13 protein-coding genes are annotated in these 16416 nt (G+C 66.5%); 8 read left to right on the forward strand and 5 right to left on the reverse strand.

Annotated elements, in window-relative coordinates:
* Positions 1-28 precede the first annotated feature (28 nt).
* The 4 genes from cyoD to cyoA are packed head-to-tail and all read right to left on the reverse strand — an operon-like array spanning position 29 to position 3988.
* Complete coding sequence (gene cyoD, locus PW843_05085; protein ID MDE1145983.1) at positions 29-406, reverse strand: cytochrome o ubiquinol oxidase subunit IV; 378 nt, start codon at positions 404-406, stop codon at positions 29-31.
* Positions 406-1041: a cytochrome o ubiquinol oxidase subunit III gene (gene cyoC / locus PW843_05090; protein MDE1145984.1), complete on the reverse strand. Its 636-nt coding sequence runs from the start codon at positions 1039-1041 to the stop codon at positions 406-408. The genes cyoD and cyoC overlap by 1 nt, the downstream gene beginning before the upstream one ends.
* A gap of 1 nt (position 1042) precedes the next feature.
* On the reverse strand, positions 1043-3022 hold the full coding sequence (cyoB, locus tag PW843_05095; protein MDE1145985.1) for a cytochrome o ubiquinol oxidase subunit I: 1980 nt from the start codon (positions 3020-3022) through the stop codon (positions 1043-1045).
* A gap of 3 nt (positions 3023-3025) precedes the next feature.
* Positions 3026-3988: a ubiquinol oxidase subunit II gene (cyoA, locus tag PW843_05100; protein MDE1145986.1), complete on the reverse strand. Its 963-nt coding sequence runs from the start codon at positions 3986-3988 to the stop codon at positions 3026-3028.
* An 851-nt stretch (positions 3989-4839) separates the two neighbouring features.
* On the opposite strand from cyoA, the gene PW843_05105 reads away from it, so the two are divergent.
* Genes PW843_05105 through PW843_05115 form a run of 3 tightly spaced genes read left to right on the forward strand, consistent with a single transcriptional unit; the run spans position 4840 to position 9624 of the window.
* Entirely contained in the window at positions 4840-5646 is an 807-nt protein-coding gene (locus PW843_05105; protein ID MDE1145987.1) for an SDR family oxidoreductase, read from the forward strand.
* Positions 5647-5671: 25 nt separating this feature from the next.
* A complete protein-coding gene (locus PW843_05110; protein MDE1145988.1) occupies positions 5672-7501 on the forward strand; it encodes an acyl-CoA dehydrogenase in 1830 nt (609 codons plus the stop codon).
* A 38-nt stretch (positions 7502-7539) separates the two neighbouring features.
* The gene (locus PW843_05115; GenBank protein MDE1145989.1) at positions 7540-9624 is read left to right on the forward strand and encodes a 3-hydroxyacyl-CoA dehydrogenase NAD-binding domain-containing protein; all 2085 of its coding nucleotides are present in this window, start codon (positions 7540-7542) and stop codon (positions 9622-9624) included.
* A gap of 3 nt (positions 9625-9627) precedes the next feature.
* Here PW843_05115 and PW843_05120 read toward each other — a convergent pair whose 3' ends face one another.
* Positions 9628-10881, reverse strand: a complete 1254-nt coding sequence (locus PW843_05120) for a sulfotransferase (protein ID MDE1145990.1) — start codon at positions 10879-10881, stop codon at positions 9628-9630.
* A gap of 577 nt (positions 10882-11458) precedes the next feature.
* Between PW843_05120 and urtA the strand changes: the two genes are divergently transcribed.
* The 5 genes from urtA to urtE all read left to right on the forward strand — a co-directional run bounded on the left by urtA (position 11459) and on the right by urtE (position 16349).
* Entirely contained in the window at positions 11459-12658 is a 1200-nt protein-coding gene (urtA, locus tag PW843_05125) for an urea ABC transporter substrate-binding protein (protein MDE1145991.1), read from the forward strand.
* Between the two features lie 141 nt (positions 12659-12799).
* Entirely contained in the window at positions 12800-13708 is a 909-nt protein-coding gene (gene urtB, locus PW843_05130; GenBank protein MDE1145992.1) for an urea ABC transporter permease subunit UrtB, read from the forward strand.
* 31 nt (positions 13709-13739) lie between these two features.
* Positions 13740-14828 (forward strand): urea ABC transporter permease subunit UrtC, encoded by a 1089-nt coding sequence (urtC, locus tag PW843_05135; GenBank protein ID MDE1145993.1) that lies wholly within the window; start codon positions 13740-13742, stop codon positions 14826-14828.
* Positions 14825-15628 (forward strand): urea ABC transporter ATP-binding protein UrtD, encoded by an 804-nt coding sequence (urtD, locus tag PW843_05140; GenBank protein ID MDE1145994.1) that lies wholly within the window; start codon positions 14825-14827, stop codon positions 15626-15628. Before urtC ends, urtD begins: the two co-directional genes overlap by 4 nt.
* On the forward strand, positions 15621-16349 hold the full coding sequence (urtE, locus tag PW843_05145) for an urea ABC transporter ATP-binding subunit UrtE (protein MDE1145995.1): 729 nt from the start codon (positions 15621-15623) through the stop codon (positions 16347-16349). The genes urtD and urtE overlap by 8 nt, the downstream gene beginning before the upstream one ends.
* Positions 16350-16416: the final 67 nt, after the last annotated feature.

Raw genomic sequence — 16416 nt, forward strand, 5'->3', positions numbered from 1 at the left:
AAGCCCAACCCTTCCCCTGGGGGGACGCTTACTCCATCGGCATCGCGCCGGGCATCATGTTGGCGTTCAGGTGGAGCATGACCCACCAGGAACCCACCACCACGATGGCGACGATCAGCAGCGTGAAGATGAAGGCGGCCATGTTCCAGGACCGGCTGGAGGCCGCGTTCATGTGCAGGAAGTAGACCAGGTGCACGACGATCTGGACGATGCCCAGGCCGAAGCAAACCGGGACGGCGGTCTCGGCCGGCAGGGCGCCGGACATGACCAGGGCGAAGGGAATGGCGGTCAGGATGACCGACAGGATGAAGCCGATGATGTACGACTTCACGCTGCCATGCGCACTGTCGCCATGATGGCCGTGATCATGCCCATGGGCAGCGGTAGCGGAATGCGAAGCGCCCATTATGCGGCCACTCCCGTGAGATAGACGATGGTGAACACACCGATCCACACGATGTCCAGGAAGTGCCAGAACAGGCTCAGGCACGTCAGGCGGACGATGTTGGTGTGGGTCAGGCCGCGGCGCAGCACGTGGGCCATCATGACCACCATCCAGACCATGCCGGACAGGACGTGCAGGCCGTGGGTGCCAACCAGGGTGAAGAAGGACGACAGGAAGGCCGAACGGTCGGGGCCCGCACCTTCGCCGATCAGCTCGGCGAATTCATGCAGTTCCATGAACATGAAGCCCAGGCCCAGCAGCAGCGTCAGGGCCAGCCACACCAGGGTGGCGGACTGCTTCTGCCGCTCGGCCATGATCATGGCCATGCCGTAGGTGAAGCTGGACACCAGCAGGCAGGCGGTTTCGCCGGCCACGTAGGGCAGGCTGAACAGCTCCTTGGCGTCCGGCCCACCGGCCGTCTGTCCGCGCAGCACCGCGAACGCGGCGAACACCGCCGCGAACAGGATGCAGTCGCTCATCAGGTAGATCCAGAAACCAAGCGTGGTCTTGGACCCGTCGTCGTGGTGTTCCTCGTGAACATCCACGTGGGTGAGGAGGGCCGCGTCACCGGCCAGAAGATGGGTATTGCTCGTCATCTCAGACCTGCGACGTCAGTTGCTTGAAGTACTTGCCTTCAGTATCGGCCACCGTCTCGGAGGGGACGTAGTAGTCCCGGTTCTCGTTGAAGGTGTGCGCGATGCCGATGGCGACCGCACCGGCGAAGGCCGCGACGACCAGCCACCAGATGTGCCAGATCAGCGCGAAGCCCAGGACGGCGATGAAGCCGCCGAGGATGGGACCCGTGCCCGTGTTGTGGGGCATGTGGATCCGGCCGTAGGCGGGCAGGGGCTGCAGGCCGGCGCCGCTGTTCTGCTTCTGCTCCCAGAAGGCATCGCGGCCGTGGACGACCGGGGTGGCCGGGAAGTTGTAGAACGCCGGCGGGGAGGACGTGGCCCACTCCAGCGTACGGCCGTTCCACGGATCGCCGGTCAGGTCGCGCAGCGACTTGCGGTTCAGCACGCTGACCAGGATCTGCAGGACGAAGGCGCCGATGCCGCAGGCGATGACCGCCGCACCCAGCGCCGCCACCAGCAGGTAGTTGTGCCAGACGACGTTGTCGACGTGGTTCATGCGACGGGTCATGCCCATCAGGCCCAGGGCGTACAGGGGCATGAAGGCCAGGTAGAAGCCGACCAGCCAGCACCAGAACGACACCTTGCCCAGACCCTCATGCAGCTTGAAGCCGAAGGCCTTGGGGAACCAGTAGGTGAAGCCGGCCAGGTAGCCGAACAGCACGCCGCCGATGATGACGTTGTGGAAGTGGGCGATCAGGAACAGGCTGTTGTGCAGCACGAAGTCGGCCGCGGGCACCGCCATCAGAACGCCGGTCATGCCGCCGATGACGAAGGTGACCATGAAGCCCAGGGTCCACAGCACCGGAACGGTGAACTGCAGGCGGCCCCGGTACATGGTGAACAGCCAGTTGAAGATCTTGGCGCCGGTCGGGATGGAAATGATCATCGTGGTGATGCCGAAGAAGGCGTTCACGTTGGCACCCGCACCCATGGTGAAGAAGTGGTGCAGCCACACGATGAAGGACAGGATGGTGATGCAGACCGTGGCATAGACCATGGAGGTGTAGCCGAACAGCCGCTTGGACGAGAAGGTGGAGATGACTTCGGAGAAGATGCCGAAGGCCGGCAGGACCAGGATGTACACCTCAGGATGGCCCCAGGCCCAGATGAGGTTCACGTACATCATGGCGTTGCCGCCACCGTCGTTGGTGAAGAAGTGCATGCCCAGGTAACGGTCCAGGGACAGCATGGCCAGCGTCGCGGTCAGGATGGGGAAGGCCGCCACGATCAGCATGTTGGAGCACAGGGTGGTCCAGGTGAAGACCGGCAGGCGCATCATGGTCATGCCCGGCGCCCGCATCTTCAGGATGGTCGTGATCATGTTCACGCCCGCCAGAAGGGTGCCGATACCTGAGATCTGCAAGGCCCACAGATAATAGTCCACGCCGACGCCGGGGCTGTACTGCAACTCCGACAGGGGCGGGTAGGCCAGCCAGCCGGTGCGGGCGAACTCACCCACCGCCAGCGAGATGTTGATCAGCAGCGCGCCCGCGGCCGTCAGCCAGAAGCTGAGGTTGTTCAGGTAGGGGAACGCCACGTCGCGCGCGCCGATCTGCAGCGGCACGACGATGTTCATCAGGCCGACCATGAAGGGCATCGCCATGAAGAAGATCATGATGACGCCGTGGGCGGTGAACACCTGGTCGAAGTGCTCTGGCGGCAGCGGGCCGGCGGCGCCGGTCGACGCCATCGCCTGCTGGGTACGCATCATCACGGCGTCGGCGAAGCCGCGCAGCAGCATCACCAGCGCCAGGATGATGTACATGATGCCGATGTTCTTGTGGTCGACCGAGGTCAGCCACTTGGACCACAGGGGGCCCCACAGCTTGAAGAAGGTGAGGGCGGCGAAGGCCGCCACACCACCCAGGACCATCATCGCCACGGCCACCATGATGATGGGCTCGTGGTAGGGAATGGCCTCTAGAGTCAGTTTACCAAACATAAATCACAACCCTCTCGGATTGGCGGGATTGCACAGCTGGACATCGCCGCCAACCGCCTCTTTCGCCATGGCGAGGCTCACGGCGGCGTCCATGCAGGTGGAACCGTCGGAGCACTTGTTCAGGATGTCGTGGTAGAGCGTCGGCTCGACCTCGGCATAGGAGCTGACCGGGTCCTTCTCGCTGGGCTTGGCCAGCTCGCGGTACGTGGCCATGGTCAGTTTCTTGTCACCGGCGCGGACGTTCTCGACCCAATGGGCGAAATCGTCGTCGCTCATGGCGTGCGCCACGAAATGCATGTCGGAGAAGCCGCCGCCGCTGTAGTTGGCGGACAGGCCGTCATAATCACCGACGGCACTGGCCAGCAGGTTCAGCTTCGTTTCCATGCCGGGCATGGTGTAGATCTGGCTGCCCAGGCGCGGGATGAAGAAGGAGTTCATCACCGTTGCGGAGGTCAGCTTGAAGTGGACGGGCGTGTCGGCCGGGAAGGCCAGCTCGTTCACCGAGGCGATCTGCAGGTCGGGGTAGATGAACAGCCACTTCCAGTCCATGGAGACGACCTCGACCTCAATGGTCTTCTTGTCGCTCACCAGTGCCTTGCTGGGCTCCAGCGTGTGGGACGACACCCACGTCACGTAGGCCAGGATCGCAATGATGATGCAGGGGACGCCCCACACGAACAGTTCGATCTTGGTGGAGTGTTCCCAGTCGGGCGTGAAGGTCGCCGCCTTGTTCGAGGCGCGGTAGCGCCAGGCGAAGAACAGCACCATCGCGATGACCGGAACGATGACGATAAGCATCAGGCACGTGGCCAGGATGATGATCGACTTTTCCTCGGCACCGATGGGACCCATGGGGTCCAGCAGCGCCATGTCGCAGCCGCTGAGCAGCGGGGCCAAAGCCGCCAGCGCCGCCAGGGATTTTGTGCGGCCGCGCAGGTGCCGCAAAAGTCTTAGGGTCGGGGTCATTCTGTCCACGCAAAGCCGTGATTGATCGTAAACGTCGTGCTTTCTAATCTTTATGGCCGGCAAGCCGGCGGCGCGTTGGGGTTGTGAGGTTCTGCCCCCAAATGGGGCCAGGGCCTGACCGCCCGCCAAGCGCCCGGGGATGAAACATCCCCGCGCATCGCTTGAGGTTTCGCACTGCACAAGAACTAGACCTCCACCACCCCATTTATCGAGTTCATTATGCAGACGGGATTGGACAATTGGTCCAAGGGCGCTTGGCCGGAACACGTGTACGCGTGCGCGCGAGCGCCGCGCAGACGGCCTAATTCACTGATTTGAAACGTATATTTTTGATGTGCCGAATGAACTGTCCATTTGGCTAATCTGTGACATGCATCACGCGTAGACCTGCCGCGCCCAGGGGGCAAACGCGGCTCTTGGTTAAAGGCTGCCCTTTCGGTCATCCGTGTGTCGAAACCGCCCTCCGATTCGGAATCTGCCAACACCACCAATGGTTTATGGTTAGGGATTCGTTAACGGCCGTCCTGTCGCCCACAGGAGCGTTTCGGCAGTGCGGAATGCCTTTCCGGCCAGCATCCTTTTATAGTGTGCATGGGGTGTTGGACCCACCGTTGGGTGGTCGAGAAATTCTTGGAAGGTCGGCATTCCCGAAAAACCCAGCAGCAGCCCACTGCGGCCGCCCGTGGCCGGCAAGATAGGTAAATAATCCTGTCTTTTCAGCGGGATATTTCTATTTCTCCCGACTGCTGGCGTTGGCATACAGTGCCAGCTGCGGCATTCCGTGCCGCCCATAAGACATCGGGCCCGGCAGCGCATCCGGCATCCCCGATAACGAGGAGGAAAACGCCGTCATGTCAGACACCCCGGCCGGGACCAGGACCAGCGTCCTGCACAACCTGTTCGACCTCAGCGGCCAGGTGGCCCTGATCACCGGTGGCTCACGCGGCTTGGGCCTGCAGATCGCGGAGGCGCTGGGCGAGTTCGGTGCCCATCCCGTGCTGGTGGCCCGCAAGACCGACGAACTGGATGCCGCCGTGGCCCATTTGGCGGCGCAGGGCATCGCCGCCAGTGCCATCCCCGCCGATCTCGGCCGGCAGGATGCCATGGCTCCGCTGGTGGAGCGGGTGATGGCCGCCCATGGCCGCATCGACGTGCTGGTCAACAACGCCGGCACCACCTGGGGGGCGCCGGCCCAGGACCACACGCCCGAGCAGTGGGCCAAGGTGGTGGATCTGAACCTGAACGGCGTTTTCTTCCTGACCCAGGCGGTGGCGCGGGCCGCCATGCTGCCCCTGAAGCGCGGGCGCATCGTCAACGTGGCCTCCGTCGCCGGCCTTCAGGGTCACCATCCCAGCATGATGGGCACGGTGGCGTATGGCACCACCAAGGGCGCCGTCGTCAACCTGACCCGCGTGCTGGCGGCGGAGTGGGGACCGCACGGCATCGCCGTGAACGCCCTGGCGCCCGGCTTTTTCCCATCCAAGATGACGCGCGGCACCCTGGCCCGGCATGAGGAGGCGCTGGTGACCGGCACGCCCCTGGGAAAACTGGGCAACGATAACGATCTGAAGGGGGCGGCCCTGCTGCTGGCGTCGGCCGCCGGCGGCCACATCACCGGCCAAATCCTGGCGGTGGACGGCGGCGCCGGAATCATCTGACCCCCGAACCGGAGAGGACGTTTCCATGAGCACGCCGCCGGTTCGCGCCTGTGACCTGAGTTTCCTGCTGCACGACTGGCTGGACCTGGCCGGCGTGCTGGCCTGGCCCCACTTCGCCGACCATAGTGTGGAGACGGTGGACGCGATGCTGGACGTCGCCGGCCATGTGGCGGCCGACACCTTCCTGCCCCATTACAAGGCGGCGGATCAAAGGGAACCGCAGTTGGTGGACGGCCAGGTGCGTATCCTGCCCGAGTTTCATCAGGCGCTGGCAGCCTTCGCCGAGGTCGGCATGTTCGCCGCCCCCTTCGACGCGGATGTGGGCGGCCTGCAACTGCCGCAGCTGGCCTACAGTGCCGCCATGGCCCAGTTCATGGCCGCCAACGTGGCGGCCGCGGCCTATCCCATGCTGACCGCCGGCAATGCCCGTCTGCTGGTCCACCATGCCAACGAGGCCCTGGTGCGGGCTTGCGCCCTGCCGCAGGTGGAGGGGCGTTTCTTCGGCACCATGTGCCTGTCGGAGCCGCAGGCCGGGTCGTCGCTGGCGGATGTCGCCACCCGGGCGGCACCAGACGGGGCGGATGGGCTGGGCGACCGCTATCGCCTGTTCGGCAACAAGATGTGGATATCGGGCGGCGATCAGGACGCCAGCGCCAACATCATCCATCTGGTGCTGGCCAAGGTGCCGGGACCGGACGGCAAGCTGGTGGCCGGCACCCAGGGCATCTCCCTGTTCGCCGTGCCCAAGGTGCTGGTCGATGGGTCTGATTTCGCAGGCCAGCGCAACGACGTGGTCGTGGCCGGCCTGAACCACAAGATGGGTTATCGCGGCACCGCCAACTGCCTGCTGAACTTCGGGGAGGGGGCCGCCCATCGGCCGGGCGGGCAGGCCGGGGCGGTGGGGTATCGTGTGGGCGGGGTGGGCCAGGGCCTGCCCATCATGTTTCAGATGATGAATGAGGCGCGGGTGTCCGTCGGCCTGGGGGCCGCCATGTTGGGCTATCGCGGCTACCGCCTGGCGGTGGACTATGCCCGCGACCGCCGGCAGGGTCGCCCGCCGGGGGCCCGGGGCGGCGCCCCCGTTCCCATCATCGACCATGCCGACGTGCGCCGCCTGCTGCTGGCGCAGAAGGCCTACGCCGAGGGCGCCCTGGCCCTGGTGCTCTATTGCGCTAGGCTGGTGGATGAGGAACGGCACGGGCCCGAGGCGGACCGTGCCGAAGCCGGCGGCCTGCTGGGCCTGCTGACACCCGTGGCCAAGACCTGGCCGTCGGAATGGGGCTTGGCCGCCAACGACCTGGCCATCCAGGTGCACGGTGGCTACGGCTATACCCGGGATTTCGATGTGGAGCAGTTGTACCGCGACAACCGCCTGAACCCCATCCATGAAGGCACCACCGGCATCCAGGGACTGGACCTGATGGGCCGCAAGACCCTGCGCGACGATGGCGCCTCGCTGGCCACCCTGCGCCACCGGGTGGATGCCACGGTGCATCGGGCGCGGGAACTGCCGGCGCTGGCCGACTTCGCCCACGGCCTGGACGTGGCCTGGGCCCGCATTGGCGCCCTGGTGGACCATCTGAAGGTCGCCGGCAATGATGCCGCCAGCCTGGCGCAGGCCACCCCCTTCCTGTCCGCTTTCGGCCACGCCGTGGTGGCCTGGCTATGGCTGGATCAGGCTGTGGTGGCCGCCGGTCCAGGAGGCGAGGATGTGGATGAGCCCGCCTTCCGCGCCGGCAAGCTGGCCGCATGCCGTTTCTTCTTCGAGAATGAGGTGCCGCGCGTCGATGTCTGGCTGGACATCGTCGGCCGGCGCAGCAACCAGACCCTGACCCTCGACACCGCCTGTTTCTGACCCTTCCCCGCCCGTTTTGAACCAAAGGAGCGTTCCCGATGCCGGTGCAATTCGAGCTGCGGGGTGGCGTCGCCGTCCTGACCCTGGACCGCCCGCCGGTCAACAGCTTCGATCTCGCCTTGCGCCAGGACCTGCGCGCGGCGCTGGCCCGGGCCATGGCCGATCCGGCGGTGCGGGCCGTGGTGTTGACCGGCGGCCCGCGCCATTTCTCCGCCGGCGCGGATATCGAGGAGTTCGCGTCCGCCACCCGGGGCGGCGCCATGGCGGCACCGACCTTGCCCGACGTGATCGCCGATCTGGAGGGGGCGGCCAAGCCCGTGGTGGCCGCCATCGCCGGCACCTGCCTGGGCGGTGGGCTGGAGGTGGCGTTGGGCTGCCACCACCGTGTGGCGGCGGCCAACGCCAGCCTGGGCCTGCCCGAGGTGAAGCTGGGCATCCTGCCCGGTGCCGGCGGCACCCAGCGCTTGCCCCGCGCCATCGGGGTGAAGGCGGCACTGGACATGATCCTGTCGGGCACGCCGGTTTCGGCCGCCAAGGCCGCCCAGCTCAGCTTGGTCACCCTTGCCGCCGGCGACCTGCTGGACGATGCCGTGGCCGTGGCGGCGCAGGCGGCCAAGGACGATGCCCGTCCCCGCCTGTCCATGCGGCATGCGGTCTTGGCGGAGGACACCAGCGCCGACTGGTTCCAGCGTCAGGCGGATGGGCTGAAGCGCCAGCTGCCGGCACCATTGGCCTGCATCGACGCGGTGCGGGCGGCGGTGGAGCGCCCCTTCGGCGAGGGCCTGCTGAAGGAATTCGCCCTGTTCCGCGAGCTGATGGCGACACCGGAGTCCAAGGCCCTGCAATACGCCTTCTTCGCGGAACGACGCGCCGCCCGCATCGAGGGCCTGGGCGCGGACGTGAAGCCGCGCGACATCCGGCGCGTGGCGGTCATCGGCGCCGGCACCATGGGCCACGGCATCGCCACCGTGGCGGCCAATGCCGGGCTGGAGGTCATCCTGCTGGACCGCGACCAGGCGGCGGTGGACAAGGGCCTGGCCGCCATCACCAAGGGTTATGACGCCGCGGTATCCAAGGGCCGCATGGATGGGGCGGAGCGCGACCGCCGCCTGGGCCGCCTGCACACCGCCACCGACCTGGCGGCCACCGCTGCCGTGGATCTGGTGATCGAGGCGGTGTTCGAGAACATGGCCGTGAAGCAGGACATCTTCCGCACCCTGGACGATGTGTGCGAGCCGGACACCATCCTGGCCAGCAACACCTCCACCCTGGATCTGGACGCCATTGCCGCCGTCACCCGCCGGCCGGAAAGCGTGGTGGGACTGCACTTTTTCAGCCCGGCGCCGGTGATGCGCCTGCTGGAGGTGGTGCGGGGCGCCAAGACCGATCCGGCGGTGCTGGCCACCGCCATGGCGCTGTCCCGCCGCCTGGGCAAGGTCGGGGTGGTGGCCGGGGTCTGCAACGGTTTCATCGGCAACCGCATGATCGAGGAGTATCTGCGCCAGGCCTATTTCCTGGTGGATGAGGGCCTGCTGCCCTGGCAGGTGGATGGCGCCCTGGAACGCTGGGGCATGGCCATGGGGCCCTTCGCCATGATGGATCTGGCGGGCAACGACATCGGCCGGGCCATCCGCGCCGGCCGGGCGGCCGCCGGCGACGCCCGGCCCTATTCCGCCTTCGCCGACAGGATCTGCGACCTGGGCCGCTTCGGCCAGAAAACGGGCAAGGGGTTCTACCAGTATGATCCGGCAACCCGGGCGCGGGAGACCGATCCGGAGGTCGACGAACTGGCCCGTGTCCATGCCAAGGGGATCGGCCTGCCGCCGCGCGTCATCGGCGATGACGAGGTGGTGGCCCGCTGCATCCTGGCGCTGGCCAATGAGGGCGCGGCGCTGCTGGGCGAGGGCATCGCCCAGCGCGCGTCCGACATCGATGTCGTCTATCTCAACGGCTATGGCTTCCCGGCGCACCGGGGTGGGCCGATGTTCTACGCCGACAGCCTGGGGCTGGAGACGGCGCTGCGCCTGATGGAAGGTTTCCTGGGCGGCTACCAGGGCCAGTTCTGGACGCCTGCCCGCCTGCTGTGGGAAAAGGCCAGCGGCGGCGGCCGCCTGACGGCATGAGCATCAGCCCAGCATGCGCAGGGTCAGCACGGAGAGGGCGAGGTGCACGGCCCGCCGCGCCATGGGCCAGGATTGGAAGAAGGCGCGCAGCGGCCGGGTGATGCGCCAGGATGTGCTGTTCTCCATGGCGGCCAGCCTGGCCTTCAACCGGCGGGCGTTCACCAGGCCCTGGCGCAACTGTGGCGTGGCGGCTGGTGCGGCACGTACCTCCGGACCGGCCGGGGCCTCGGTCAGCACGTCGTTCAGGATGCGGACCTCATGGACCAGCATCTGCGCCCGGGCGTCGATGGTCGACAGACTCTGGGTCAGGGTGGCGATCTGATGCGCCTGTTCCTCCACCTGATGGTTCAGGATGCCCAGCGCCCTGTCCATGCGGCCCATGTAGGTGAAGGCGGGGCGCAGGCGGTCGAAAGCCTGGGTCAGGCTGGCCAGGGTGGCGATGGCGGCCGGTGCTTCCGGTGAAAGCTCGTCCTGCGCCAAGCGATGCAGCAGGGTGTGGGCAACCGTCACCTCCTGCGGGACCGACCGTTCCAGCCGCAGATCCTCGGCATCGAAGGTGCTGTGGCGCAGTTCTTCCGTCAGAAAGTCGCGGGCGTAGCGTTCAGCCTCTTCCACATTCAGGGGTAGGCCCAGGCCATCGGCCAGGCGCCGCAGTTGCGGCAGCGGGTCGGCCATCAGGGTGTCGTATTCGACGATGACGCGGGCGTGGCCGGCGCTGTGGTGCAGGGCCGCCAGCATGTGGCCCTGCCACAGATAATGGCTCTTCTCCGCCGGGAAGCTGTCGCGCCGGCGCAGCGACGCCGCCACGCTGACGGGGTTGCGCACCGCGATGACATAGGCGGCGTCCAGGCACAGATGCGCGAAGACGGCCTTCCAGAAGGGCAGCAGCCGCGCCATGCGCGGATCCTTCATGGCGAAGACGCGGCCCTCCTTCAGCTTGCGTCGCAACAGAGTGGCCGCTTCCAGCATCAGGTCGGCGGTAGCCTCGCCGGTCAGTTGTTCATCGGGGATGCTGGTGATGGTGTGCCAACTATGGCCGAAGCGGGCCAGCAACTGGTCGTTCAGCGCCACCACCTCCGTATCTTCCCAGTAGCCACGCCGGTTGCCCTCGTTCGGTGGCATCAAGCTGTCGCCCAGATCCACGCCCAAGGTCAAAAGTCCGCGCGTGAGCGCGCTGGTGCCGCAGCGGTGCATGCCTAGCAGGACGACGATGCGGCGGGATTCGGAAGCGGGGATGGGGGGCTGCTGTCCGGTCATGAAAGGGTTCCACAGGTCTCGGGCACCACCGGACGGGCTGAAACTTTCCCGGGTGTGGGCGGGCGACGGGGTGGCAGGTGGTTGAGGTTGCATTTCAGGATGGGAAACATGGACCAGCTCAATCGCCCGTGGGACAGGCTGTATGCGTTCAGAATCCCGGTAATGCTGTTAAGAACACATTCAGGGCCGATCATGATCCCACCCTTTCCGACATATGGTGTTGGTGCCTCCTTTGATCCTACTGACACGGCGATGGAGAGTTTTTCCTGTCTCCGGCATTTGGCATAGTCTGGATTTCCGATCATTGGCCTGGTTGGTCGGGTTGGAAACGGGCCTATATTTATGCAACCAACTCACCGTCACGTGACTGACACGTAAAGGGGATATCGGGCCTTGCGGCCGCCGTTGCCAGCGTGGCGTTTTAACGCGGTCCGGCGGTTGCCGCCTCCACCCTACGTCAAACGCCCCATACCCCGTTGTGGGGCCCGTCCTTAGCCTGAGGCCTGTAAACGCCGCCCCCGCCAAAAGGGCGGTGTCCAGGGAACAAACGGCACAATCAGACGGGAAGGGGATGGTGATGAGGGGGATGTACAAGCCGGCCGGCCTTGCGGCCCTGTTGCTGGCGGCGACCAGCCTGGCGCCGGTGGCGAACGCCGCCGACACCGTGAAGGTGGGCGTGCTGCAATCGCTGACCGGCACCATGGCCATCAGCGAGGTGACGGTGAAGAACGCCGAAATCCTGGCGATTGAGGAGATCAACGCCGCCGGTGGCGTGCTGGGGAAGAAGATCGAGCCGGTGGTGGAGGATGGCGCCTCCGACCCCGCGATCTTCGCGCAGAAGGCCACCAAGCTGGTGCAGGACGGCGGTGTGGTCACCGTGTTCGGCGGGTGGACGTCGGCCAGCCGCAAGGCCATGCTGCCGGTGTTCCAGAAGCTGAAAAGCCTGCTGTGGTACCCGGTCCAGTTCGAGGGCAACGAATGTTCGCCCAACATCCTGTATTCCGGCGCCCAGCCCAACCAGCAGATCCTGCCCGCCCTGCAATGGGCGGTGGAGAAGGGCTACAAAAGCTATTTCCTGATCGGTTCGGACTACGTTTTCCCACGCACCGCCAACCTGATCCTGAAGAAGCATATCGAGAACGATAAGCTGAAGGTGGCGGGTGAGGAATACGTGCCCCTGGGCGGCACCGACTTCAGCGCCGTCATCGCCAAGGTGCAGGCTGCCAAGCCCGACATCATCTTCAGCACGCTCAATGGCGACAGCAACGTCAGCTTCTTCAAGCAGATGGCCGCCGCCGGCCTGCCCTCCGCCAAGCTGCCCGTCATGTCGTTCAGCATTGGTGAGCAGGAGGCCGTGGCCATGGGCCCCAGCCTGGTGGAAGGCAGCTTTGCGGCCTGGAACTATTTCCAGAGCCTGGACACCCCCGCCAACAAGAAGTTCGTGGCAGCCTACCAGGCCAAGTTCGGCGTCGGTGCCGCCGTCACCGACCCCATGGTCCATGGCTATGTCGATGTCTATGCCTGGAAGGCGGCGGTGGAGAAGGCCGGCAGCTTCGACCCCGACAAGGTTCGGGCGGCGGCCGTGTCCTTGGACTATCTGGACACCGCCATGGGCAAGGTGAAGTTCGCCGCCAACCAGAGCCTGGTGCAGACCGGCTATATCGGCCAACTGGACCCGACCGGCCAGTTCAAGATCATCTGGCAGTCCAAGGGCGACATCGCCCCCGACCCCTACGACCCCCTGGTCTTCCCGGGCAAGAAGTGTCCGGCGTCCTGATCCGGAATGCCAACGAGGTGAGGATCTGCCTCACCTCGTTGTAGGACGCGACCGCGTCCGCCGGAGCGAGCACCGCAGGGCGCAGTGAGGATAGCCAAGGCCACGGATGTGGCCGCCCGGCGCTTGAGGGAGCAAGACATCATGAGCGAATGGCCCCTGATAGCAGGGCAGGTCTTCAACGGCTTCAGCGTCGCCTCGCTCTACGTCCTGGCGGCGATGGGCCTGGCGCTCAGCTTCGGCTTGATGCGGGTCATCAACATGGCCCATGGCGAGATGCTGATGCTGGGCGGCTATCTGGCTTACCTGACCTTGCAGGTGGTGCCGGGGCCGCTGGGCATCATCGTCGCCATGCCGGTGGCGTTCCTGGGGGCCGCCGCCGTGGGGGCGGTGCTGGAATCCACCCTGATCCGGCGGCTGTCCACGCGGCCGCTGGACACGCTGCTGGCCACCTGGGGCGTCAGCCTGATCCTGCAGCAGGCGGCGCGGAACATCTTCGGCGCCATCGGTGTGGACGTGCGGGCGCCGGAATGGCTGAACCATGCCTGGACCGTGCCTTCCGGCCTGTTCGAAGGGCTGACCATTCCGGCCACCCGCCTGTTCATCCTGATTGTGGCCTTCGCCGTCATGGGCGCGCTCAGCCTGTTCCTGGCGCGCAGCCGCATCGGCCTGCTGGTGCGGGCGGTGAATCAGGACCGGGGCATGGCGGCGGCCACCGGCATCAATGTGCGGGCGGTGGACCTGTCGGTGTTCTGCCTGGGCACGGGCATCGCCGGCTTGGCCGGTGTGGTGCTGGCCCTGCTGGGCCCCGTCACCCCCAATGTCGGGCAAAGTTATGTGGTGCCGGCCTTCCTGGTGGTGGTGCTGGGCGGCCTGGGCAGCCTGAAGGGCACGGCCATCGCCTCGCTGATCGTGGGGCTGTTCTCCGCCCTTGTCCAAATCCTGGTGGATGTCAGCCTGGCCCAGGTGCTGCTGCTGCTGTTCGTCATCGGGTTCATCCAGTTCCGTCCCCAGGGCGTCGTGGCCGTGCGCAGCCGCGCCCTGGACAACTGAGGGTGCGGTCTTGAAGGGGGATGGGATGGACATGAGTTTACGCAAGACGACGCTCTTGGCCGGCCTGACGATCAGCCGGCAGATGGTCTTGACCTTGGGCGTGATGGTGCTGGCTGCCCTGGCGCCCTGGCTGGTCTCGGCCTATGAGCTGAACCTGCTGGCCCGTTTCCTGGCCATGGGGCTGCTGGCCATGGGCCTGGTGCTGGTGTGGGGGCAGGGCGGTATCCTCAGCCTGGGGCAGGGGGTGTTCTTTGGCCTGGGGGGCTATGCCATCGCCCTGCACATGAAGCTGGCGGCCCTGGGCGATGGCGAATTGCCGGACTTCATGGTGTGGAGCGGCCTGGACGCCCTGCCCTGGTGGTGGGTGCCCTTCCGCAATCCCCTGGTGGCGCTGGCCGGCGTGGTGCTGGTGCCTGGTGTGGTGGCCGCGGCTTTTTCCTGGTCGGTGTTCCGTCGGCGGGTGGGCGGCGTCTATTTCGCGCTGATCACCCAGGCGCTGGCCCTGGCCTTCGCCACCCTGCTGATCAGCCAGCAGCCGTCCACCGGCGGCTTCAACGGCCTGACGGATTTCCAGACTCTGTTCGGCGTCGATCTGGGCGATGCCGCGCACGGCCTCTATTGGCTGACCCTGGCCCTGGTGGCGGGGGTGTTCCTGGCCCTGCGTGCCCTGATGGCGTCCCGCTACGGCATGCTGCTGCGCGCCATCCGGGATGGGGAGAACCGCATCCGCTTCCTGGGCTACGATCCCACGCCATTCAAGGTGGTGGCTTTCACCATCGGTGCCGTGCTGGCGGGCCTGGCCGGCGCCTTGTTCACCCTGCATGCCGGCGTGGTGTCGCCGGCCCTGGTGGGGGTGGTGCCGTCGATCGAGATGGTGATCTGGGTGGCGGTGGGCGGGCGCAACAGCCTGGCTGGCGCTGTCGCCGGCACCCTGCTGATCAACCTGGCCAAGGATGGGGTCAGCAGCGCCTTCCCCGACCTGTGGCTCTATGCCCTGGGCCTGGTGTTCGTGCTGGTGGTCACGCTGCTGCCCGGCGGTTTGGCCGGGCTGGTCACTGATGCGGGCGCCAGTGTCTGGGGCCGCCGCCTGAAATCCATCATCGTTGGGGATACGAAATGACTGTGTCGGCCGCGCCGCGCATCGGCACCGTGGAGCCCGCCAGCAACCTGCTGTTGGCGGTGGATGGGGTGACGGTGGATTTCGACGGGTTCAAGGCCCTGAACGGCTTCAGCCTGACCCTGGACCGGGGAAGCTTGCGGGTGCTGATCGGCCCCAATGGCGCGGGCAAGTCCACCCTGTGCGACACCATCATCGGCCGGGTGCGGGCCACCAGCGGCCGGGTGATCTTCAAGGGCCAGGACATCACCCATCTGCCGGAGCATGAGATCGTGCGCCGCGGCATCTGCCGCAAGTTCCAGACGCCGGGCGTGCTGTCCGGCCTGTCGGTGCTGGACAATTTGATGATCGCCGCCCGGCGCGACCGGCGCTGGTGGCGGTCGTTCCAGTCCGGCGCCGCCGCCGTTGAGAAGGCCACGGTGGCCGACATCCTGGAAACCATCGGCCTGGCCGACCGCGCCGCCGTCCCCGCCGGCCAGTTGGCGCATGGCGAGAAGCAGTGGCTGGAGATCGGCATGGTGGTGGCCACCGGCGCCGACCTGCTGTTGCTGGATGAGCCCACCGCCGGCATGGGGCCGGCCGAAACCAGCCAGACGGCGGCCCTGATCCGCCGCCTGGTGGGACGGCATACCGTGCTGGTCATCGACCACGACATGAGTTTCCTGGAACAGCTGGACGCCCGCGTCACCGTCATGCACCAGGGCCAGTTCCTGAAGGAGGGCAGCGTGGCCGCCATCCGTGCCGACGCCGACGTGGCCGCCGTCTATCTGGGCCGCGCGAAGGAGGACACCCACCATGGCTGACCCCCTGCTGAAACTGGCCGGCGTCGCCACCACGTATGGGCAGAGCCAGGTGCTGTGGGACATCGACCTGGACGTCGCGGCCGGCAGTGCCGTGGCCCTGATCGGCCGCAACGGCGTGGGCAAGACCACGCTGCTGAAGACCATCATCGGCGCCCAGCGCCTGACGGCCGGCCGCATGATGTTCCAGGGCCGCGACGTCAGCGCGCTGGGTCCCCACCAGCGCGCCCGCGCCGGCATCGGCTACGTCCCCCAGGGCCGCCACATTTTCCCCCACCTGACGGTACGCGAGAATCTGGAGACCGGGCTGTCCGCCCTGGCCGGCCGCGCTGGCGGGGCCGGGGCGATCAAGGCCGGCATCCCCAACCACATCTTCGACCTGTTCCCCAAGCTGGCGCAGATCATCAACCGCAAGGGCGGCGTGCTCAGCGGCGGCGAGCAGCAGCAACTGGCCATCGGTCGCGCCCTGGCGGGCCAGCCCAGCCTGCTGCTGCTGGATGAACCGACGGAAGGTATCCAACCGTCGGTCGTCCAGCAGATCGAGGATGCGCTACGCCGCGTCCGCACCGACCTGGGCGTCACCGTCCTGATCGTGGAGCAGTATTTGGACTTCGCCTGGTCCTTCGCCGACAGCTACCGCGTCATGCAACGCGGCCGCGTCATCCGCGCCGGCAGCACGCGGGATGAGACGGCGGCGGAGGTGGCGCACCTGGTGAATATTTGAGGCAAAAAGGTTGCGCCATGGGTTGCCTGTTCTACCTCAGTGATCGTGTGTGATCGCTTGGTTCCAG

The organism is Azospirillaceae bacterium (assembly GCA_028283825.1).
GTDB lineage: Bacteria > Pseudomonadota > Alphaproteobacteria > Azospirillales > Azospirillaceae > Nitrospirillum.

What these genes read in the sequence shown, in the direction of transcription:
- cyoA (MDE1145986.1), bottom strand. Translation starts at nt 3,988, where the DNA reads ATGACCCCGACCCTAAGACTTTTGCGGCACCTGCGCGGCCGCACAAAA.
- urtD (MDE1145994.1), top strand. Translation starts at nt 14,825, where the DNA reads ATGACTGTGTCGGCCGCGCCGCGCATCGGCACCGTGGAGCCCGCCAGC.
- PW843_05115 (MDE1145989.1), top strand. Translation starts at nt 7,540, where the DNA reads ATGCCGGTGCAATTCGAGCTGCGGGGTGGCGTCGCCGTCCTGACCCTG.
- cyoD (MDE1145983.1), bottom strand. Translation starts at nt 406, where the DNA reads ATGGGCGCTTCGCATTCCGCTACCGCTGCCCATGGGCATGATCACGGC.
- PW843_05120 (MDE1145990.1), bottom strand. Translation starts at nt 10,881, where the DNA reads ATGACCGGACAGCAGCCCCCCATCCCCGCTTCCGAATCCCGCCGCATC.
- cyoC (MDE1145984.1), bottom strand. Translation starts at nt 1,041, where the DNA reads ATGACGAGCAATACCCATCTTCTGGCCGGTGACGCGGCCCTCCTCACC.
- urtE (MDE1145995.1), top strand. Translation starts at nt 15,621, where the DNA reads ATGGCTGACCCCCTGCTGAAACTGGCCGGCGTCGCCACCACGTATGGG.
- PW843_05110 (MDE1145988.1), top strand. Translation starts at nt 5,672, where the DNA reads ATGAGCACGCCGCCGGTTCGCGCCTGTGACCTGAGTTTCCTGCTGCAC.
- urtC (MDE1145993.1), top strand. Translation starts at nt 13,740, where the DNA reads ATGAGTTTACGCAAGACGACGCTCTTGGCCGGCCTGACGATCAGCCGG.
- PW843_05105 (MDE1145987.1), top strand. Translation starts at nt 4,840, where the DNA reads ATGTCAGACACCCCGGCCGGGACCAGGACCAGCGTCCTGCACAACCTG.
- urtB (MDE1145992.1), top strand. Translation starts at nt 12,800, where the DNA reads ATGAGCGAATGGCCCCTGATAGCAGGGCAGGTCTTCAACGGCTTCAGC.
- urtA (MDE1145991.1), top strand. Translation starts at nt 11,459, where the DNA reads ATGAGGGGGATGTACAAGCCGGCCGGCCTTGCGGCCCTGTTGCTGGCG.
- cyoB (MDE1145985.1), bottom strand. Translation starts at nt 3,022, where the DNA reads ATGTTTGGTAAACTGACTCTAGAGGCCATTCCCTACCACGAGCCCATC.